The sequence below is a fragment of the Paenibacillus hexagrammi genome, assembly GCF_021513275.1.
GTDB lineage: Bacteria > Bacillota > Bacilli > Paenibacillales > NBRC-103111 > Paenibacillus_E > Paenibacillus_E hexagrammi.
In genome coordinates, this window is the sequence record NZ_CP090978.1 from 2869467 (window position 1) to 2890912 (window position 21446).

21 protein-coding genes and 1 pseudogene are annotated in these 21446 nt (G+C 46.8%); 5 read left to right on the plus strand and 17 right to left on the minus strand.

Annotation, left to right across the window (positions count from 1 at the left end; all coding sequences use genetic code 11):
* The first annotated feature begins 116 nt into the window (after positions 1–116).
* Complete coding sequence (locus L0M14_RS12780) at positions 117–1016, plus strand: ATP-dependent DNA ligase (protein ID WP_235122428.1); 900 nt, start codon at positions 117–119, stop codon at positions 1014–1016.
* 37 nt (positions 1017–1053) lie between these two features.
* On the opposite strand, the gene L0M14_RS12785 is transcribed toward L0M14_RS12780, so the two are convergent.
* From L0M14_RS12785 to L0M14_RS12835, 11 genes and pseudogenes are all read right to left on the minus strand, one after another.
* A complete protein-coding gene (locus tag L0M14_RS12785) occupies positions 1054–1272 on the minus strand; it encodes an alpha/beta-type small acid-soluble spore protein (RefSeq protein ID WP_235122429.1) in 219 nt (72 codons plus the stop codon).
* A gap of 134 nt (positions 1273–1406) precedes the next feature.
* On the minus strand, positions 1407–1733 hold the full coding sequence (gene cyoD / locus L0M14_RS12790; protein WP_235122430.1) for a cytochrome o ubiquinol oxidase subunit IV: 327 nt from the start codon (positions 1731–1733) through the stop codon (positions 1407–1409).
* A 1-nt stretch (position 1734) separates the two neighbouring features.
* Positions 1735–2352 carry a cytochrome o ubiquinol oxidase subunit III gene (cyoC, locus tag L0M14_RS12795; protein WP_235122431.1) on the minus strand — a complete coding sequence of 206 codons (618 nt, stop codon included), beginning with the start codon at positions 2350–2352 and terminating at the stop codon, positions 1735–1737.
* Positions 2352–4324: pseudogene (locus tag L0M14_RS12800) on the minus strand (cbb3-type cytochrome c oxidase subunit I). The gene cyoC and the pseudogene L0M14_RS12800 overlap by 1 nt, the downstream one beginning before the upstream one ends.
* Before the next feature lie 24 nt (positions 4325–4348).
* Entirely contained in the window at positions 4349–5359 is a 1011-nt protein-coding gene (cyoA, locus tag L0M14_RS12805) for a ubiquinol oxidase subunit II (protein WP_235122432.1), read from the minus strand.
* A gap of 209 nt (positions 5360–5568) precedes the next feature.
* On the minus strand, positions 5569–5832 hold the full coding sequence (locus L0M14_RS12810; protein ID WP_235122433.1) for a hypothetical protein: 264 nt from the start codon (positions 5830–5832) through the stop codon (positions 5569–5571).
* Positions 5833–6035: 203 nt separating this feature from the next.
* Complete coding sequence (locus L0M14_RS12815; protein ID WP_235122434.1) at positions 6036–6344, minus strand: DUF4870 domain-containing protein; 309 nt, start codon at positions 6342–6344, stop codon at positions 6036–6038.
* 99 nt (positions 6345–6443) lie between these two features.
* Positions 6444–6734: a hypothetical protein gene (locus L0M14_RS12820; RefSeq protein WP_235122435.1), complete on the minus strand. Its 291-nt coding sequence runs from the start codon at positions 6732–6734 to the stop codon at positions 6444–6446.
* Between the two features lie 197 nt (positions 6735–6931).
* A complete protein-coding gene (locus L0M14_RS12825; RefSeq protein WP_235122436.1) occupies positions 6932–7168 on the minus strand; it encodes a helix-turn-helix domain-containing protein in 237 nt (78 codons plus the stop codon).
* A gap of 149 nt (positions 7169–7317) precedes the next feature.
* Complete coding sequence (locus L0M14_RS12830; RefSeq protein ID WP_235122437.1) at positions 7318–7473, minus strand: hypothetical protein; 156 nt, start codon at positions 7471–7473, stop codon at positions 7318–7320.
* Positions 7474–7915: 442 nt separating this feature from the next.
* Entirely contained in the window at positions 7916–8572 is a 657-nt protein-coding gene (locus L0M14_RS12835) for a deoxynucleoside kinase (RefSeq protein WP_235122438.1), read from the minus strand.
* Positions 8573–8865: 293 nt separating this feature from the next.
* On the opposite strand from L0M14_RS12835, the gene L0M14_RS12840 reads away from it, so the two are divergent.
* The gene (locus L0M14_RS12840; RefSeq protein ID WP_235122439.1) at positions 8866–9096 is read left to right on the plus strand and encodes a hypothetical protein; all 231 of its coding nucleotides are present in this window, start codon (positions 8866–8868) and stop codon (positions 9094–9096) included.
* Between the two features lie 69 nt (positions 9097–9165).
* On the opposite strand, the gene L0M14_RS12845 is transcribed toward L0M14_RS12840, so the two are convergent.
* Complete coding sequence (locus L0M14_RS12845; RefSeq protein WP_235122440.1) at positions 9166–11403, minus strand: PAS domain S-box protein; 2238 nt, start codon at positions 11401–11403, stop codon at positions 9166–9168.
* 197 nt (positions 11404–11600) lie between these two features.
* Here L0M14_RS12845 and L0M14_RS12850 point away from each other — a divergent pair, with 197 nt between their 5' ends.
* Entirely contained in the window at positions 11601–12533 is a 933-nt protein-coding gene (locus L0M14_RS12850; protein ID WP_235122441.1) for a zinc dependent phospholipase C family protein, read from the plus strand.
* Positions 12534–12672: 139 nt separating this feature from the next.
* Here L0M14_RS12850 and L0M14_RS12855 read toward each other — a convergent pair whose 3' ends face one another.
* The 3 genes from L0M14_RS12855 to L0M14_RS12865 all read right to left on the minus strand — a co-directional run bounded on the left by L0M14_RS12855 (position 12673) and on the right by L0M14_RS12865 (position 16252).
* Positions 12673–13356, minus strand: coding sequence for a uracil-DNA glycosylase (locus L0M14_RS12855; RefSeq protein ID WP_235122442.1), 684 nt, complete (start codon positions 13354–13356; stop codon positions 12673–12675).
* 29 nt (positions 13357–13385) lie between these two features.
* Complete coding sequence (locus tag L0M14_RS12860; protein ID WP_235122443.1) at positions 13386–15674, minus strand: type IA DNA topoisomerase; 2289 nt, start codon at positions 15672–15674, stop codon at positions 13386–13388.
* Between the two features lie 80 nt (positions 15675–15754).
* Positions 15755–16252, minus strand: a complete 498-nt coding sequence (locus L0M14_RS12865; RefSeq protein WP_235122444.1) for a metallophosphoesterase family protein — start codon at positions 16250–16252, stop codon at positions 15755–15757.
* Positions 16253–16487: 235 nt separating this feature from the next.
* Between L0M14_RS12865 and L0M14_RS12870 the strand changes: the two genes are divergently transcribed.
* The gene (locus L0M14_RS12870; protein WP_235122445.1) at positions 16488–17789 is read left to right on the plus strand and encodes an AAA family ATPase; all 1302 of its coding nucleotides are present in this window, start codon (positions 16488–16490) and stop codon (positions 17787–17789) included.
* A 15-nt stretch (positions 17790–17804) separates the two neighbouring features.
* Complete coding sequence (locus L0M14_RS12875; protein ID WP_235122446.1) at positions 17805–19547, plus strand: hypothetical protein; 1743 nt, start codon at positions 17805–17807, stop codon at positions 19545–19547.
* A gap of 78 nt (positions 19548–19625) precedes the next feature.
* Here the strand turns inward: L0M14_RS12875 and L0M14_RS12880 are convergent, their stop codons facing one another.
* Together L0M14_RS12880 and L0M14_RS12885 are read right to left on the minus strand one after the other, a co-directional pair.
* Positions 19626–20636: a methyl-accepting chemotaxis protein gene (locus tag L0M14_RS12880; RefSeq protein WP_235122447.1), complete on the minus strand. Its 1011-nt coding sequence runs from the start codon at positions 20634–20636 to the stop codon at positions 19626–19628.
* A 106-nt stretch (positions 20637–20742) separates the two neighbouring features.
* Positions 20743–21117: a hypothetical protein gene (locus tag L0M14_RS12885; RefSeq protein WP_235122448.1), complete on the minus strand. Its 375-nt coding sequence runs from the start codon at positions 21115–21117 to the stop codon at positions 20743–20745.
* Between the last annotated feature and the right edge of the window lie 329 nt (positions 21118–21446).

Below are 21446 nucleotides of genomic sequence, written 5' to 3' on the forward strand. Positions count from 1 at the left end.
TATATCTACGACCGGGTTCTATCATCTATGTACGTTCCTTCAATTTTCCCCGCTTCCCTCCAACTTCCATTACACAAACAGCCCGTTCGGGTGTACGATGGATAAGGGTGAGGCATATGTTTATATCTCCGATGCTCGTGCAGTCCGATTCTACCGGACTTGAATTAAGTCAAGAAACGTTTACAAGTAAACAGCATGTAGCAGAGCTACTGCTTGACGGAATACGCTGTATTGTTTCATTCACAGACCACAAGCTGCACATCTACACGAAGGATGGGCGGAATATTACGCACAGGTTCCCTGAATTACATAATTGTCCGTTTCCTGAGGGAACAATCGTAGACGGCGAGTTGATTGTGAAAGATTCGCAAGGCAGAGCCGACTACGAAGCTGTCGCCGCTCGGATTCAATCGAATAAATCATTGCTTCCAGCAACCTTTTGCGCATTTGATTTGATTCATTACAAAGGGATTGACGTGTCTGCACTCTCGCTTGCCAAGCGCAAAGAGATGCTGAAAGAAGCCTTCGAGGATACCGAATCCTTTCAAAAAGTACCCTATAAAGTCGGTAAAGCTGAGGAGCTGTTTGAACAGGCTCGCGCTGAAAATTTGGAAGGAATCATCATAAAATCAAAGCGTGCTAAATATTTAGCGGGAAAAAAGACGAGGACTTGGATCAAAAAGATAAATTGGACTTATACCGAGGTGTATATTACGGGCTATCGAAACCAGGATTATGGTTTGCTTGCTTCGATCGATCACACGGATGGTTATTCTGTTCCTGTCGGTTTGATTGACCAAGGAGTAACGGAAGCGCACAAAAATTGGCTTAAACGGATCCCCAAGAGGTTCATCCGCAAGGAAGACCGACATTTTACGTATCTAAGCCCCAGTTTACACGCAAGCATTAGAAGCCGCGGCTGGACAAGAAACGGGAAGCTGCGCTCCCTGAGCTCTTGGAATTTGTCTATGCAAAATAAAAAAGACTGCGATCACCTTAAGGAGGAAGAAAGGTGATCCAGTCTTTTTGCTATGCTAGGAAGCGTTGTGATGCTTATCGTTTAAAACCAGTCAACTGCTGTTCGGCGATTTGCACCAGTTTGCGAGTGATATGACCGCCGATTGCGCCTGTATCACGAGTTGCCATGTATCCGTAATACCCGTCTTGCGGGATTTGAATACCAAGCTCCTGCGCGACTTCATACTTCATTTGCTCAAGTGCTGCTTTTGCTTGTTGGACGACTAGTGTGTTGCTGTTGTTTCTGTTTGCCATATAGAATCACTCCTTCTCGGTGAATATCTTTAATGTTCCGTGGAAGTGGGATCTTTATACATGGAAGCGTTAAATAAATTGAATTGTACAAAAACATGCTGCCGACACTTATGTGCCGGCAGCATGTTTGTTTCTTAATGGACAACTTGGTTGTAGGTCATGATCCAGATCGAACCCGCGACGATCGTAAGGAGAATGACCAGCCCGAAGATCAAGGCCATCACATTCCACCGCGCATTCTCGCCTTCACGAATATGCATGAAGAAGAAAAGCTGAACAACAAACTGCAGAACAGCCATGACAAGGATAAGGAACACGGTTCCCGTCTTGGTCAGCATGTGATTCATAACCACAACAAGCGGGATGATCGTCAGAACAATCGATAGGACGAAGCCTATCACATAGGATTTCATCGAACCGTGAGATTCGTGATGATGTGAACCTGATTGCGATTGAGCCATCCTACATCACCCCCATCAAATAAACAACTGTGAATACGAAAATCCATACTACGTCAAGAAAATGCCAGTATAAGCTGATGACATTCACTTTTCGTTTCGTTACTGTTGTAATGCCCCGTTTGTTCAGTTGGAACATCAATCCGATCATCCATACCAGACCTACTGAAACGTGCAAGCCGTGTGTAGAAACTAATACAAAGAATCCAGACAGGAACGCACTCGTGTGAATCGTTGCACCCTCATGAACCATCTTAACAAACTCGTTTAATTCAAGCCCTACGAACGCCGCTCCCAGCAGCGCTGTAATCCCAAGCCAAGTTATAAGCTGCTTCTTATTCCCTTTATTCATAGCTAATACAGCGATCCCGCTTGTAAAGCTGCTCGTAAGGAGAATGAACGTCTCCGCGATAATCCCCGGCATTTCAAAAAGCTCTTTCGCCGTAGGACCTCCATTGGTGTTCGCATGCAGCACGACATATGTCGCAAACAAGGTGCCGAACAAGAGACAGTCCGTAATTAGAAAGATCCAAAATCCGAACGTCTTCAGAGACTCATGATCATGTTCATGATCATGAGCGTGATCGTGATGATGTCCGACATGAGCTGTTGATTGAGCCATTATCCCTTCACTCCCTTCAACGCCGCTTCCGTCCGTTTAATTTCATCAACCGGAATGTAGTAATCCGTATCGTAAGAGAAGGAACGTGCGAGCATGCATATTGCTATTCCAGCCATTGCCGGAATCGTGAGCCACATCCAATCCCAGACAAATCCGAAGCCTGCGAAGAACCACAGCGCAGATTTGATGAAAGGGATGGCGGAATTTTTCGGCATATGAATCGGTTCGTAATGCACAGCGGCTTGCGTCTTCTTGCTGCTTGCCATTTGCTCCTTGCGCACTGCCCACCCATCAACAGATTGAACCTCAGGAACTACAGCAAAGTTGTAGATCGGAGCTGGAGATGGAATCGACCATTCCAATGTACGTCCTCCCCATGGGTCTCCTGTCGTATCGCGCTCTTGGAACTTGATACTGTGAGCGATTTGCCAAACCTGGAATAGGAAGCCTACTCCCATTAAGAAGCCGCCAATCGTTGAAATCATGTTAAGCGGTCCCCAGCCCATATCGAAATCGTACGTATACGTGCGTCGTGTCATACCGTCAAGACCTAGGAAGTACTGCGGCATAAAGCACACATAGAAACCGATGTTCCATAACCAGAATGCCCATTTGCCCAGATGCTCGTTCAGCTTGAAGCCGAACATCTTCGGCCACCAGTAGTACAATCCTGCGAAGTATCCGAAAGCAACCCCGCCGATCAAGACTTGGTGGAAGTGAGCGATCAAGAAGTAACTGTTATGGAACTGGAAGTCTGCAGGTGCTACGGATAGCAAGACCCCTGTCATACCGCCGACAACGAAGCATGGGATGAACGCGATCGTCCACATCATTGGTGTCGTAAAGCGAATCCTGCCGCGGAACATCGTAAACAGCCAGTTAAAATTTTCACACCCGTTGGAATGGCAATGGCCATCGTCGTAACTGCGAAGAAAGCATTGACATCCGCGCCGGAACCCATGGTGAAGAAGTGATGCGCCCAAGTAAAGAAGGACATCAAGCTAATGCCGATCATCGCCAGAACCATGGAGGTGTACCCAAACAATTTTTTCTTCGAGAACGTTGCAACCACTTCGGAGAAAATACCGAACGCAGGTAGCACGACAATGTATACTTCAGGATGACCCCACATCCAGATGAGGTTCAAGTACATCATTGGATTACCGCCGCCGTCAATCGTGAAGAAATGAGCGCCTAGGAAGCGGTCTAAGAACAATAGCGCCAAGGTAACCGTCAAAATCGGAAACGCGAAAATAATGATGATACAGCTTGAGAATACGGACCAGGTGAACATCGGCATTTTCATAAGTTTCATACCTGGTGCACGCATTTTAATGATCGTTACAATAAAGTTAATACCTGTCGCCAAGCTTCCGATACCGGAGATTTGAATACCCCAGATATAGAAGTTCTCGCCAACGCCAGGACTGTGGGACATTTCCGAAAGCGGAGGATATGACAGCCAACCGGCATCCGGAGAACCCCCGATCACGAACGATACGTTGAACAGCATCGCTCCCCAGAAGAATAACCAGAAGCTGAGTGAGTTCAGGAATGGATACGCAACGTCTCGGGCTCCGATTTGCAAAGGAACCACGATATTGAATAACCCGAACATCAGCGGCATCGCCATAAACAAAATCATGATGACGCCGTGCGTGGTAAAGATTTGATTATAATGCTCAGGATGCAAGAATTCATTATTCGGCATCGCGAGCTGAAGTCTCATCAGCAGTGCGTCGACACCGCCGCGGAACAACATAATGATGGAGCAGATGATGTACATGATGCCGATTCGCTTATGATCGACGCTTGTCAGCCACTCCGTCCACAGCCATCCCCATTTTCTAAAGTAAGTGAGCACGAAGACGATCGCAACCATGGCGAGTGCGATACTCACCTGGGCGCCTAAAATTAATGGATCGCCGGTCACGAAAAACTCGGATGCAAACTGTTTGATAGTATCCAGCATGTGCAGACTTCCTTTCTCCCCTAATTAATGACCCGTATGACCCTTATGCTCAGACTGGTCGTTATGAATCTCATAATCCGCTTCCTGCGGCTTTGTCACATCTTCAACAGCCTTTTCCTGCTTGGACATGTCCATTTGCTCAGAATTCATGTTCATATGTCCACTGTGTGCGCTTTGACCGTTTGGTGAGTATTTGGTCACAATATATTGAAACAATCCGCTTGGGAAGGAAGAATAGAACTGCTCCTTCGAGCTTGCCGGCTTCGCTAAAGTCTCATACTGCTCCATGGAAAGAGCCGGATTGGTCTTCTTCACTTCAGCAACCCAAGTATCGAACTCCTGCTCAGAAGTAGCATTCACGTCGAAAGTCATATCGGCAAAATGCTCTCCGCTGAAATTCGCTCCCGTTCCAAAGTAATGCCCCGGTTCGTCCGCTTGCAAATAAAGCGTCATGGCCATACCTGACATCGTATAGATTTGACCACCCAATTGCGGCACCCAAAATGAGTTCATCGGCGCATCAGACGTTAATTCGAATTTAACCGGTGTATCTTCGGGAATTTGTAAATAGTTCACTGTAGCAATTCCTTGCTCAGGATATAGGAACAACCACTTCCAATCCAGTGAAGTCACTTGCACAGTTATTGGCTTCTTGCTCGATGCAATCGGCTTAGAAGGTTCTAGTGCGTAGGTGTATTTCACTGTAACAACACCGAGAGCTACGATTATAATAATCGGTATCGCCCACCATATGGTCTCAAGCAATGTGTTGTGAGACCAATTTGGCTGATAGGGAGCCTTGTTGTTTGAAGAATCGCGGTAACGCCATACGATCCATGCGGTCAGCGCCAATACGGGGACGAGAATGACTGCACAGAATATAGAAGAGATATAAATCAAGTCCTTCTGACTCTCTCCGATCGGCCCCTTCGGATCCAGGACCATTGCTTGATGACTGCAGCCCGTCAGAATAACAAGCATAAGTATCGTAAGCAGAGGCAATGCTCTTGTTATCCATTTCTTTGATTTGTTCATACCTTAATCCTCCCTAAGCGCTTTTCATAATCTCACCTTAACAGATTGTGAATAAAAGTACATCCTACTTAACAAATACGTCAAATGATCGCCGTTTTACTGTAAAACAAATGTCACAGAACGTTTGTTGACTTGTGAAAACAATGATGAAAACGCAAAAAAGCTCTCTAAGCTTCCGGCTTAGAGAGCTGGCTGTTGAAGGCTAGGTGTTAGGAATTGGAAGGCGTCTGTGTGCTCATACGGGAATGCACCAGATGAATGGCAGTGCGAATGACATATACGAATACGCTACCCACCATAAAACCAATGCCTACCATAAGTACCGTATTGCGGTCGCTAAAATGGTTAATCGTAAGCAGACTTAACGTTATTCCAATACCCAGCAACAACCATGCCGCTACAGTCATCATCTTTACAAGACGCGCTACATCTCTACCGTTCTGTTCAATACCCGTTAAAGTTCTTGTTGTCATTATATTATCACTCCAAACAAGGTTGTTTTATACATGTAGTATACCACACTTTCTTTTTTTGTTCATTATTTATTCACATATTGATCAAAAAAAAGACAAGTTTTTTCTCTTTTTGGACAAATAGTTAGAAAGGGACCCGTTCTCAAAAAAAATCCCGGACTGCAGCATGCAGTACCGGGACAGCTTTTGGGATACGATTTTAACTATTTTAATAAAGTAAAGGAACCAATGATTGGCAGCGGCTTCGCTTGACCTTGAGCGGCAGCTACGATACCGAGTATCGCTAGTACAAAAATAATGAGATTCGCGATTGGTAGTAAGATCCACCCAATAATCGGGATTATGCCTAGTATGAAATTAGCAGCAACGCATACGATAAACAAGGTAAGTCCTTGATTAGCATGATACATGGCAAATTTGGATTCTCTCGCTGCCAACAAAGGCACAAAAAACAGAATGTAAGCTACAATTGCCATTACTTTATTATTTTGAATATCTGAAGTCTCGTGCATTCGGAGCCTCACCTCTTTCATAGGATTGGGTATGATTCCATTATATTCAAAGAACGCCATACATTCTGTTTGTTTTCATACAATTTTATCAAATCTGCGCTACACAAATGCCGCATAGACAGCTCCCGAGGTAAGCCCGTCAAAATTTCTGCAGTCAATGGCGGTATCCTGCTGTCGGAGCCTCACACTTCTCCCCCAAGCTCCCGTTTCAATTCTCTCCATAAATTCGATCATGCTGACCTCATTGTCTTGAATGAAGCGTTGATCTTTGAGCGGCAGTGTGTGCAGCAAAGCCGTAAAATATTGCAGTGAGATAGACCAACAAGACTTTCCTTCCTCCGCGTATTCCCGAATAACCTGATTGTAGTACACATTTGATTTGTGATTCATGCACTTGCCGCTATAAAAAAACTCACAGGTACGGCAGTTCAAACGCAGTTGTGACATCTGATTTCATCTCTCCATCCATTATGATCGTTACTGATTATACAAAATGGCTCAGCAAAATACTGTGGAGAATAGCACAAAAGTCACAATTTCTTGTGACTTTTGTCTTTAAGTCGGATAACAAATCCACTGCATTGGAACTACGTAAGCTCAGGAACGGGAACAGGAACAGGAATTAATTCGTACAGATCATTCACAGAGCATCCCAACGTATCGGCAATGCTGATCGCAGTTTTTAATGGCATCACTCGTGTATTGTCAATGAAATCCTGAATTCGTTCCCGTTTATATGCCAATTGAGAAGCAAGGTACTCAAGACTAACGTTGTTCTTATCGAGCAGATCCTGGAGCCGACAAGGCCCCAAATTCATTTTCATAGCATTCTCCCTCCCCCTATACGCTGTACCAAATATCTTCTCTCCCCAATAGCATGACCAAAAAATAAAAACTCCCATCACCTAATCGTGTGAGGGAGCTTCAACTGGAATTGATCCTTTTCAATCCGTTAAGAGGCTGATCGTGCGTATTATTGGTTTGCAGCGGCCGCTTCCTCCTTCACTTCCACAATTTCCAGATTGGAAAAAGAACGGCTCCACTTCAGTAACATATCAGATGCTTCCAGCTTAGATATCGGAGCACTCAGCGGTTTACCTTTGTAGCACACAATGTACAACAAATTCATTCACCCTTTTCTTATATTTTTCTACAAAAACCGATGCCGTTTATTGATACATTATGTATCATAAATGATTTTTAAAAAATTTGCAACAAAAAAAGATACGTACAGTCACAAAACGATACATAATCCGAAAAAGTTGCAGGACCATTCGCCTATAAATAAATGGTAGTTTCTTCCTATGAATTAGGTTTCATTTTATTCATTATTCTGAATATATTTAACCATAGACAATTTGTAAGGGCTTACATACTATATAGGAAAGAGCTTTTTGAAGGGTGATGATAAAATGAACGATTATCCGAATACAGCATGGGGTTTGATTAACGGTTTTATGATCAGTTCATTTTTATGGCTAGCCATGTTTACTCTCAGTTGGTTTTTCTACTGCTTATAGATATGCAACCATATACAAAAGGACTGCCGCGACGGCAGTCCTTCTTTCTGCTTATAGGACTCCAAGCTCCTGAAGCTTATTCTTGACATCGTTTACCAATGTCATCGCATCTTCTGGACGCTGCACGATATCCATACGATCCATATCCACAATCAGCACATCGGAAGCATGATAGTGATTCATCACCCACTCATCATAGCCAGACCACAAGTGCCGATAATAGTCGACTAACGACTGGTCCTGCTCGAAGCTCCTGCCACGCAGCCCAATTCGATGAATGACGGTTTCAAAGGATGCCTTGAGATACACCATGAGGTCCGGCGCTTTCTTAGGCAGTTCGGCCAGTTCCATCATCATATTGTCGGCGAGTCCCTCATAAATCTCGAATTCAAGCTGACTGATCCTGTTCAACTGACGGTTTACCTTAGCGAAATACCAGTCCTCATATATACTTCGATCCAGCACATTTTGGTTATGTACCAGGGCAGCTTTAATAGCTCGAAAACGAGTATTCAGAAAATGGAGCTGCAGGAGAAACGGATATCGTTTCTTCTCAATCTCCTCCGGCGAAGCCGTATAAAATAACGGCAATATCGGGTTATCATCCACACTCTCAAAAAAAACGTCCGATTGCAATTCCTGGCCCAGAAGCGTGGCTACCGATGTCTTACCGAGACCGATCATTCCCCCAACCACAATCACTGACATTGTCCCCTTTCTCCTTCTGCTAATCCATTATTTTACCGATAGTCAATTAATTAGAGCTTTTCCATTATAGCAGGCAGGACGAATGCTGTGAACAGTGAATATCTGGCGTAAAGCTCAGCTTGCTCTATAAATTTTTTTAGCATCGATTGGTCATATTCTAGAAATTTTAGGAAATCCTCAAAGTATGGGGGCTTAAAAAAAGATTTTTTTGTCGAGGCGTGATAACTGTCAGTTTCATGCTGTCTCCTATGTTGTATCCATCCTTCATAAAATAAACGACAGAGGTGCGTTAGATGATTTACGGAACGAAGCTTATTGAAACGGATAGCGAACTTTTTGCGGCAGCATTGGCTCAATCGCCTGTACTTGTATGGTCTTTCGATCATATGGGTGTCTACTTCCAGGTCGATTCTGGCACCATCGTGAAATACACTTCCGAGCAAATCGTCATTCGCAGCGAAGCCCTGCCGCATCAAATGAAATGTTACTCCAGAGAAACAAGCGAAGTCAGCCTTCGCCCATAAAACATAGAAAACCGTCGAATCCCGCTTCTTACCGAAACAGGATCGACGGTTTTCTTCTTATTTCTTACTTCATTCATGCTGAAGCATTCTCTCTGAGTGGATCGGCAGAATGACATCGATGGTCGTCCCTTCGCCAATCGTGCTTTTCACATGCATCGTCCCTTTATGCGCTTCCACGATTTTAAAGCACATCATGAGTCCCAGCCCCGTTCCCTTCTCCTTAGTCGTATAAAATGGCTCACCTAGCTTTTTCAATCTAGCTTCAGGTATACCGCAGCCATTATCCTCCGTTCGAATACAAATACGGTCAGTACCCAGAAGTGAAGCGGTAATTCGAATACGCCCTTCTTTAGGAATCGCTTCAATCGCATTTTTAACGAGATTAATAAATAATTGCTTCAAATGCATCTCTGAACATATAATTTCAGGCAGCTCCGATTCCAGCTCCAGCTCCAGCTCGACATTATTTAGCAATGCCTGAGTGTCGAGCAGCGCCTGTACCCGAAGCAATATCTCCTTCAAATCCCCCCGTTTATATTGGATCGCTTCCGGCTTGGCGATGACCAGGAATTCGCTCACAATAAAATTGATTCGGTCTAGCTCTGACAGCATAATGTCAAAGTAATGCTGTTTGCTTTTCATGTCACTCTGCAGCAGCTGCAAGAATCCGCGTAAAGAAGTAAGAGGATTACGAATCTCATGAGCTAACCCTGCAGCCAGCTGTCCGGCTACCGAAAGCTTATCCGACTTACGCAGCAACTCCTCCGTTCGTTTGCGTTCCGAGATATCTCTTGTAATCCCTGCAAATCCGATAATATGCCCATGCTCGTTCTTGATCGGCGTCTTGGTCACACTGACGTGCACCAATTGACCGTCTTTTCGTTTTCGCACCGTTTCCAAACCGGATATTTGCTTGCCAGCCTTTAACATTTCATAAATTTCCTGCCGCTGTTCTTCCAGATCATCCGGGTAAATAGGAAGAACCTTGCCCTTAAGCTCATCTTGCTCCCAGCCAAAAATGTGCTCATAGGCCTTATTGACAGAAAGAACTCTAGCTCGCGGGTCCAAGACGCATATGGCATCCGTTGTATTATTAATGAACGACTCCAACAGCTCTTTCGTTTCTCTTAATTTGGTTTCCATCACTTTACGCTCGGTAATATCCACGGAAGAACCAATCACTTCCACTACTTTACCGCTTTCAACTATCGGTCTTAGAGAGGTGAGATACGTGATTCCACGAAATGTCGCTTCATAGATAACATTTTCTTCGCCTTCCCAAGCCCGCTTATAGTACGCTTCCAAATTTTTAGCCACATAAGCCGGCCAGATTTCATAAAGTCCATTCCCAATAATATGCGATGGTTTATAGCCAAGCCGGTACAAAAGCTCGCCATCACAAAGCGTATGGATGAACCGATCTCTCATATAACGGAATTTCATCGTCATTCCCTGCTGTCTCCGCACGGTTTCGTGTAAATCCTGCTGAGCCAGCCGCAGCGATTCGCGGTCTTTGTTGTGCTGGGTAATGTCCCTGGCAATCAGATACATCCCTTCCATCGCTTCATTCACGATAATGGGAACGTTTTTGACCCCTAATTCAATGGTTTCACCGTTTTTATGCTTGACGGACAACGTATAATTATCAGACTCTTGAAATATCAAGCCGGGTGAAAATATATGTTTTTTTTCCCTGCCCCCGAAGAAACGCGAGATCGGTTGACCGATCATTTCGAGCTCCAGATACCCCATGATTCGTTCCATAGCCGGATTCACGCTTCTAATCGCACCTGATAGATCACAGGTCAAAATGCCGGCTACATTGTGCTCGATTAAGGATCGATATCGTTGCTCACTTTGCGCAAGCTTGTGCTCTATTTCCGATCTGCTCGTAATATCGCGAATTTGAGCAACATAATACATCGGCTCTCCCTTCGAAGTACGCACAATCGACAAGGTGTACTCTACGGAAACGAGTCCACCGTATTTATGCTTCAGCTTCCGGTCGATCTGAAAGGAAGATAAGTGTCCTTGCAGCAGATTGCTCATAACCGTATGCTGGTGTTGTACATCCTGGGGAAGCAGCACTGCATCCCACTTTAACCCGTGTAAATCTTCAAGTGAATACCCGATAATCCCACTAAAGCATCGATTGATTTTAACCCAGTGTCCATTCATCGAAATAAGTGCCAGTCCGATGGCCGCATTTTCGAATATGGTGCCAAATACAGGTTCATGTCCGCCTAGTATCTCTTGAACATTGTCTGGATCTACGCCTTTACTCATTTCCAGCGGCTTATTCATCATTTGCACTCTATCTCCTATCTTTGACATCCCACGCAATTTTTCGCTCTATCTTGTTTAATTCGACAATTTGAAAATTATTCCTGCTTAGGAAGCTTTCTCAGTGCAAATTATGCTCGAAATGTGCCCTTCCGTTCACCGTTATGCTAGAATATGAATGATATGGGCATCTCATTATTGATGAAGGAGGCGGTCGCCCCGTGCCTAACATATGGACGCATCTTATCTTCGGTCAAGAGCTGATGAAGCAGCTCGGTCACAGTTCCCCGATGAACGATAAACAGTTAAGGCATATCTTTTCACTTGGCTGCCAAGGTCCCGATTTCTTGTTCTATCATAACTTCCTGCCCTGGAAAAAAGAGAAAACGATGAATCGGCTTGGGAGTGAAATGCATCAATCGTCCTGCGGTCCATTCATCATTGACCTGCTGAGGCAGGTGCAAGGAAGAGGCATTTACAATCCCGCTGTTTTATATGTGCTTGGCTTTATTACCCATCATGTATTGGACCGGAACATGCACCCTTATGTTTTTTATAAATCGGGTTTCAAGAAATGGCACCATCAAAGATTTGAAATTATTATGGATACGATTGTGGCCAAGCGGATGCTGGGGATTGAAACCTGGAAAACGCCGGTCTGGAAAGAAATTGATGTAGGCAAAGCATTTCCGCTAGGTGTCGTGTCGGCTTTGTCTGCAGCCGCGGTACAGCATTACCCCGAGCTTGCCGGGAAATTAACGGAGCAGGATTGGAATGATGCCTACCGGGATATGATTCGAGCGCAGAAGCTGTTTCACGATCCGACCGGCTTCAAACGTGTGGCAACATTCGGTCAAATCAGCCCGCTTGTATACGGCAAGAATCCGCGTCCGTTGGACTATATGAACGACGAGCACGCCGTCTGGAATTGCCCTACCTCTCTGCAGGACACTTATACGTTAAGTGCCTGGGATCTTTGGGAGCAAGCGATGGAGGACGGGTTAACCGTACTGCCAGCGGCTTTTCAAGTGCTGAACAGTCATTCAGAGGAAGCATGGTTGGCACTTACAGCAGTGCTTGGTAACCGTTCCTACGAAACCGGCAAATCTTGTGACAGCGGATTAAAGATCGTTCATGTCAATCCGATCATCTAGGAGTTACCCTAAGATGGATCGGGCTTCATTGCAGCTTGAGGCTCCTCATATGTCATTGTTCGAAAACATAAAGACCCGTTATTCGCGCTAGCAATTCTTGTGTGCGCTTAACGGGTCTTTCTTATTAGTGCAGCTTTGCTTATATAGCTCCAAGATTCGGGATCTGCCAATCAATCTCTTCTCGTCCAAGTTCCCGCAAATGTGCATTTGCTTTGGAAAACGGCTTGCTGCCAAAGAAACCTCGGTATGCGGACAAGGGACTTGGATGTACCGATTTCATAATGCGATGCTTAGAAGCATCGATCCATTTCTGCTTGGCTTGAGCATGGCTGCCCCAGAGCACGAATACGACAGGCTCCTCCCTATCATTCAAGCAGCGAATCACTTGATCGGTGAAGGTTTCCCAGCCCTGACCCTTATGCGAGTTAGCTGCGTCTGCTCGAACAGTCAGCACGGTGTTGAGCAGCAGCACGCCTTGCTCCGCCCACTTGACCAGATAGCCGTTATCAGGAATATTGCAGCCCAGATCGGATTGCAGCTCCTTATACATATTTAGAAGAGACGGCGGAGTTGCAACACCTGGCTTTACGGAAAAGCTCAGCCCATGCGCTTGTCCTGCGCCATGATAGGGGTCCTGTCCCAGAATGACGACCTTCACCGCCGAATACCCCGTTAGTTGCAGGGCATTAAACACATCGTGCTTGTCCGGATAAATGATCTGGGAATGATACTCCTGAACTAAAAATTGGCGCAGTTCTTGAAAGTAGGGCTTTTCAAACTCTTCTGCAAGCTGCTCCGACCAATCGTTTGTTAACACAACCATTCCTTCCGCTTCCTCCTACAATCTCTCCATTATAGATCAACTCCAAGCTCCCCAGTGCTCGGATCCTTTAGTATAATCCGCCCTTCAGCTGCTTGGCCGTCCGGAAGTGTCAGCTTCAGCTTCGTCGTCTTGCCTTTCTGAACCAGTGCTTGAATTTGCCCTTCCGTCAGACTTCGGCCGAAGCTGTCTTTCCAAATGACAAATTTGCACCCTTCCTTATAGTGCGAGCAGCCGTATCCTTTGCGGCCCATGAACAGCGAGCCGCCGCAGCCCTCTCTAGGGCAAGCGGCGATCATAGCCGGCGGACCGCCAGGCTGTGCGTCAACCGCTGCCTTACTTCGGGCAGCAGGTTTTTTAGCCGCGGCGCCCTCTGTGCTGCCGGCTTCTTTCTTCGTACGCGAGCCTGAAGAAGTACCGGAACCAGCTGCGCTTCGCTTGCTCTTGGACGCAGCTGCCGGAGCCTCCCCTTCGAAGGCAGATCTGGATGCTCTAGCCTGCCTGCGAACCTTATCGACGATCAGCGTTGCGAATTTTTTCACGTTGTGCATGAACTGCTCGTCAGAGGCCGTACCGCGGGAGATTTCATTCAGTCTTCGCTCCCACTGACCGGTCATCTCCGGCGAAGTCAGCAGTTCGATCCCCGCGCCGCGAATAAGCTCGACAGCCATGCGGCCTTTTTGCGTAATGACAATCTTCTTGCCCTGCATGTCCACATAGCCGACTTTCTTCAGACGTTCGATCGTCGCGGCCCTTGTGGCAGGGGTTCCAAGTCCAGAGTCCTTCATCGCATCGCGAAGCTCCTCGTCCTCGATCTGCTTCCCGGCGCTTTCCATCGCTTTCAGCAGGGTCCCTTCCGTGAAAGCCTTAGGAGGCTGCGTATCTTTTTCCTTCACAATCGCATCACTGCACGTCACGCCTTCTTGCGGCTGGATGGAGAAAGGCTCGTTCACTTCAACTTCCTCGTCTTCCTCCTCTTCCTTGTCCTTTCCTTTACTGGATTTCGACTTCTCTTTCTTCTGGTCGGCATATATGACCTTCCAACCTAAATGAAGAAGCTCCTTCACAGTCGTCTTGAACATCTCTTGCTCCACTTCCGTCAGAACCGTATGGACCTTATACTCGGCCGCTGGATAGAAATGAGAAAGGAATCGCCTTACAATCAAGTCGTACAGCTTCTGTTCATCCGGATTCAATCCGCTTGCCCGCTTATTCGTCGGAAGAATCGCATGATGATCCTCTACCTTGGCAGGGTTGCAGATGAATTTATTATTCTTGTGCACCAGATTGCGATTTGCCCCTTGTACTAGCTCCTGATAGGCTGTGCCCTGAAGCGCGGTTAACGCTTTGTGCATTTCGGGAATATTCTGCTCGGTCACATAGTTCGAGTTCGTCCTAGGGTAAGAGATCACTTTATGCTTCTCGTACAAAGCTTGCGCGGTGTCGAGCGTTTTCTTAGCGGAAAATCCGAACTTCCCGTTCGCCTCCCGCTGCAGGAGCGTCAAATCATACAGCTTAAACGGATACTCCTTCGTTTCCTTCACTTCATAGGAGGCAATCCTCGCAGGCTTCCCTTTCACCTTTGCAGCTAGTGCATCGGCTTTGTCCTTATCGGTCATGCGATCGCCCTGCCACATTCCTTTGAACTGGGTATCTCCTTGCGTGAATTGTCCCTCTAGCTCATAAAATTTTAACGAAGAGAACGCTTCGATCTGCTTCTGCCGATCATAAATAAGAGCAAGCACCGGAGTCTGAACACGTCCAACGGACAACAGCACATTATGCTTAGTCGTAAATGCGCGGGAACCGTTCATGCCGATGAGCCAATCAGCCTCACTGCGGGATCTTGCCGCTCTCGTCAAGTTCTCGTATTCGCTTCCGTCCTTTAACGTCTCAAAGCCCCTGCGGATTGTCTCCGATGTTAAGTCTGAGATCCACAGCCTTTTTACAGGATGGTGAAGACCCAAGTGACGTTGGATCAGGGAGAAAATATGCTGCCCTTCCCTCCCGGCGTCGCAGGCGTTCACGAGTAAGTTGCATTTTTTCGCGAGCTCCGCAATGACCTTTAATTGATCGTACGTTCGCGGATTCGGAATCAGCTTGAACTGCTCCGGAATGATCGGAAGATGGTCAATACTCCACTTTTTGTATTTGTCATCATATTGGTCAGGCTCCGCCAATTCAATCAAATGGCCGATCGCCCAAGTAATAATGTACGATTCGCCTTCCAGGTAAGAACGTTTGTTCATCGCCTTCGGCTCGATGGCAGACGCAATGTTGCGACCCATGTCAGGCTTTTCGGCTATAATCAAAGTTTTCACACCACATACCTCTTGTCGATTATTGCTGTCGATCTTTCAGCAGCTAACCTATATTCGTCCTCAAGTCTGCAAATTCCTTCTTACGATTTATCGTCGTAATAATAAAGCCTGGCATCTATGCCGTCTAGCAGCTCAATAATGCCATAAGAATACCGCGGCTGGCGGCGTTTGTCCGTAGGCGATCCCGGATTAAACATCAGAACTCCATCCATGATCTGTGAAAAAGGGATATGTGAGTGACCGAAGACGACGATATCCGGTTTTTCTTCCAGAAAAGCTTCTCTTGACCGTTCCTCCGTCGTTTTTCGAAATCCATCTCCATGAATAAGTCCGATCGTATACCCCTCTATAGTCAGCAGTTTCTTACGTCCGAAACGTTCGATAATGTCCATACCGTCATTATTACCTGCAACCGATTCACAAGGAGCGATTTGTTCGACTAGCTCAATCGTCCTCGGACTCACCCAATCTCCGGCATGAAGAATCAGCTCCACACCTTGCAGGCCTTGAATGAGCCTATCAGGCAGCTTCTCAACCCGATCGGACAAATGCGTATCCGCAATAACGCCAATTCTCATGATCATCTCTCCATTCCCCAATGCTTATTGCTGATATTCTATCAGGAAACGCTTACATTTGCACGTATATGCACGAATCACATGAACAGGTTGCCCCATTTATTTGGATTTAAGTCCACTTGTGGAAACTCGAAGTTTGTGCAGCAGTTTGCTACAATAATAACCATACTTGAAACTAAAGGAGGGTCATGCGCTTTTCGGTGGAAACGTGCAAGCTCCGGGAGACGCAATACATATGAAGCAACCAATTGCCATTCAAAATATTTGCAAGGAAGCCATGAGTCATCTGGAAAAAAGATTCATGGAGCGTGAAGAATTGATACGACTCCTGCTTCTGGCTGTCATGAGCGGTGAGCACATGCTGCTTGTCGGGCCTCCTGGATCAGCCAAATCCCAGCTGGCCCGAGCAATAGCAGGACTCTTCGGCAGCGACCAAGGCTTTGATTATCTCCTGACCAAGTTTACGACCCCTGACGAGCTGTTCGGACCTGTCTCACTGCAAAAGCTGAAGCAGGACGAGTACATGAGACTTACTGAGGGCTATTTACCCGGCGCAAGGTTTGCGTTTCTCGATGAAATTTTCAAAGCGAATAGCGCGATTCTGAATTCACTTTTATCTATATTAAACGAACGGATATTTTTTAACGGACGCGACAAGCAGCAGGTCCCTCTTCACTTCCTAATGGCTGCCTCCAATGAGCTGCCGGAGGATAACGAACAGCTGGCTGCGCTTTATGACCGCTTCCTCTTCCGTTTCGAAGTGGAATATGTCAAGCAAATATCCAGCTTTGAGCTGATGTTCACAGCGCCTTCTACACCGGTTCCAGCTATTCTTACAACGGATCTCGTCCGTCAGATTCAAGCTGCAGCCCAGGATATCTCACTCCCCGAGCCGATCATCTATATGCTATTTCAGCTGAAGACGGCTATGGAGGAAAAAGAATACGTCATCTCCGACCGCCGCTGGCATAAGATCGGCCGTGTTTGGAAAATTTCTGCCGCGATTCATGGCCGGAGCTCGGTGAACGTATGGGATACGGTCTTAACTCCCCATATGCTGTGGGATTTTCCCGAGGACTTAAGTGAACTCAAAGAAATCTTCGATAAAGTGTTCCAGGAGATGCTGAAAAAAGAGATGGAACAGGAGCTCCCTCTCCAGCAATATAACCAAACTGTCCGAAAATGGCTCGACCGGGAAGATGAGCTGCATTCCTTCCAATTTAAAAAGGAAGTGGGCGGTTCCTTATCCAAAGATGCCGCTGAACGGCTGAAAGCCGCGACGGAGGAGTGCCGCTCCGAACTGGAGGAAACGGCAAGAAGTCTGCGCGGCCGCCTCATGAGCTGGCAGGAGAAAGAGAAGAATCTGACGGAATGGATCGCTTCTCAATCGATTTTCCTGCTTCACCCTGATCAGTATGCGGTCAAATTTACCCATCTTCGTATTCAAGGCGAGCGCATCCTGCAATCCGTACAAGGCTTATACCGTACGCTGTTTGACAAGGAAATTCCGGGAATTGTGTATGACTATACGCTGTAAACGAGGTTCCTACCTATGATCATACGTTGTACGAGAGTTGACCGATATGTCTTTGACGGATATGTCCACTCTTCCCGGTCCGCCCGGGAGTGGATGCGCGAAGCGATGCGGCAAGCACCATGGTTCGATGTGGAGCTGTTCGCGGATTTCTTCATGTGCTTCTACTTGGCGAAGCCGGAGCCGGACGGCACGGTTGAAGCTTCTCCTTTTCACAGGTGGTTGGTGCTCACACTGCAGAAGCAGTATTTCTACATGTCCATCCATCCCAGAACGACGGGACATGTACCCGCTTCTTTCAAAACAGCCCTCAAATCGCTGATGTGGCTCACCGAATCCTACGAGAAGGAAGTCAAGCGCCGACAGAAGGAACAGCAGCAGCTTGGCGTCGGTATCGACAAGAAGCAGCAGCAGATCGGCCAGGAAGAAGCCAAGGTCAGCGAACGGCTGAGCGAGAAGCAGATTGAGAAGCTGCGGCTTGTCGGCTATACGCTGCAGCAGGGCAAGCGTACCGTAGAGGAGAAGCAAGCCTCAGCCGATACCAAGCCGCTTGTGGCCGAAGAGATTAGGGCGCTGCGACAGCGCATTGCGGAACTGAAGGAAGCGATGCGAACCGACTTTATGAAGCGCGATAAGCTCAAGGCTAAGCTCCGCAAAAGCGAAGAAGAGCTCGATAAGCGTGAGAAGCAAATGAGCCGCATGACGGCACGCGATGCCGCGGCGATGAAAGAGATCGAGGATGAGCTCGGAGAATGGCTGAACCGGGCGCTCAAGGATACCCTGTCGTTGGAGAATGATGACAGCTTCAATATCCACGAGCTGATGCAAGCGAGCCAGAGATTGGCCAATCGCCGCTGGGGCAGTGAGCTGGGCAAGCTTCGCCGCCAAGCTTTCGAGCAGTACAACCAGTGGATCGAGAAGTTAAAGCGTAATAAGGATCTAATTCAGTTCCTTCAGGAGGTTGGAAGAAACATCCATCATCTAAAGGTAGAGCGCAAAAAACAGCGTGCTGCCTACGTCCCTGAGGCGTATGATGATCTGCGCTTCTCAGGCAGCATCTCTCACATCCTTCCCAGCGAAGCATCGCTGCTGGCTGATGAAGAATTCGAGCCTTACTTTCTCGTCAAATGGATGGAACAGAAGCTAATGACGTACCATTATTCCGGCTCGCTTGAAGTACCGCAAAAAGGTCCCGTCATCTGCATGCTCGACACCTCACACTCCATGCGGGGAGCGAAGCTGAAGTTGGCCCAGCTGTTTACAGCTACCTTCGCCTCCTTCGCCCTGCTGGAGCGCAGAGATTTCATGCTGCTGCTGTTCGGCTCCAAAGGAGAGCTTATCGAGCATACGCTGTATCACAAGCGCCCGGACTGGGACCGCTTCTATGGACTCTCGCAGCTTGCCTTCGGCGGAGGGACCAACTTCGACGCTCCGCTTCAAAGAGGAATGGATGTCGTATCCAGCAATCCCTACTTCCATTCCGCGGATTTCGTTATGGTCACGGATGGCGTGGGACAGCTCTCTAAACCAACGCTGCAGAAGCTTGGCGCTCTGGGACAGAAGAAACAGCTGCGCCTCCACTCTCTGATCATTGGTTCGGCCAGGCAGCATCTTCATCAATCGTATGAGATACTTGGCGTTTCTCACCAGATCCGTTTTGCCACCACTTGGGACATGCAGGACGCTGTCAAGGATGAGCTGCTTTTGGATGTTTTCGCTAAACAGCCTGCTGATACTGGAAGGAAACGACGAACACCGTGAGACATGGATAGGATGTACAAATTGAATAAAGGACCTGCGCCAATTCCGGCTGCAGGTCCTTTGCTTGTCACGATGTTCTTAATTACTCGATTCGGCCAAATTCTTAAGCTCCTGGATTAACTGCTCGAGTTCCTGGAAGCTCTTTAGCATTTGCTCAACGGTAGCTTTCTGTTCTTCCACATGGGCTGTAATTTCCTGCGCCGCTGCACCTGATTGTTCGGTAACACTTGAAATGGAGGTGACTTCAAATACAATGCTGTCCGACGATTTTTTAATCGTGTTCGTCTTTTCTTCCACCTCTGAGGCTTGCTGTACCACTTGCTGCGTGATTGAAGTGATCTGTCCAAGCACTTGCTCCGACTCTTGAACCGCATGCTTGCTATCCTGAATTGCCGCTTTACCTCGTTTGACCTGTTCCGTCAAGCCATCCGTAGACTGCTGAATCAGATGAAGAATCTCCGAGATCTCTTCTACAGAGCGGCCTGAGTGCTCCGCCAGCTTTCTGACCTCACTGGAAACTACAGCAAAGCCTTTACCATGCTCTCCCGCGCGAGCTGCTTCAATGGCTGCATTCAGCGCCAGCAGGTTGGTCTGATTGGAAATATCCGTAATCGTCGTTAAGATAGCGCTGATTTCCTGATTTTGGTCATTGAGCTGCTGCATACTTGCTACTATGCTCTCTACAATGCCTTCTACGACTTCAATTCTTTGCTTGACATCCACGATTTGGTTATTACCTTTTTGCGAGATGGCAGCTGTTTCGTGGCTAAGCTCCTTCATGACTTGAGAGTGGTGATTCACAACTGAAATATCTTCGTGGGATTGCTGCAACAGCTCCGTGATATCGCCAACACTAACTGCCTGCGTCTCTACCCCTTTGCTAACCTCGGAAAAACCGACAGCCACCTCATTCGTGATTAATCCGGTTTTACTAACCTTGCGCTGAAGAAGCTCGTGGCTCTCACTTAAAGCTGCAATGGCATGCTTGACCTTGTTAAACATTTCTTCAGTCTGCTGCTTAGCGATTAACGCTTCTCTTTGCCGCTCTTGAATACGATTGAGCAGCTTGTACCCCATAACACTAGACATGCAAAGGACAGTCATTCCTACAACAAGTCCTATATTAGCAGGAAGAAAAGCAGACGTTCCTTCCGCATTTCCCGCAGGTACTCCTTGGATCAATAGAAGATTTGTTTCAGCTTATAGCAATAACTGCATAAGCCAAAATTGCCCGATAGGACGGAAAAATAGAAACAAATATACCCAGAACAATCGTAAGATCCAAGCTCAGACCCTTGGAGTTAATGACAAAATTCAAAAAGCCCAGACAGACCACCAAGATATATGGCGCTGCCCGCAGTCCTTTTCTTCTTCTTACAATGAACAATAAGGACAGGCTGGCAATTAAAAATATGGATGCGAAAGGTAAAATCTTAAGATCTCTCATCACGGCAAGCATAATAAAATCAAGTAAAGAGACAGCTCCGATCAAGACCGCGATGAGTTTGCTGCGTGACAAGTAAATGTGTTCAATTTCACTAAGCTGTGTTGATTTTTCAAACAAGGACATCCTTCAATACCTCCTGTAGACATGCTGAGATGAATAGTTCTGGTATTGGAGGATTCGTCTCGTAGCATCTATTTCCCTTTCGAAAACGTTCTCTTCCACTTCCTTCAAATAAGCTCCTTAATTGTCCGCAGGGAAACTCCGGTTCTTTGAACTACTTCCATAATGGTCGCTCTGGGGTTTGTACGCATGAAGTCCTTTACTTTTCTCGAATCGGCTAATAAAAGCTGTTTGCATGAGTGGCATCGATTCTCGAACCCTGCGACCATCAATCTCCCGCATGCGATGCAATTGCACATCGTCATTTCATTCACTCCCCAGACATTCGTTTG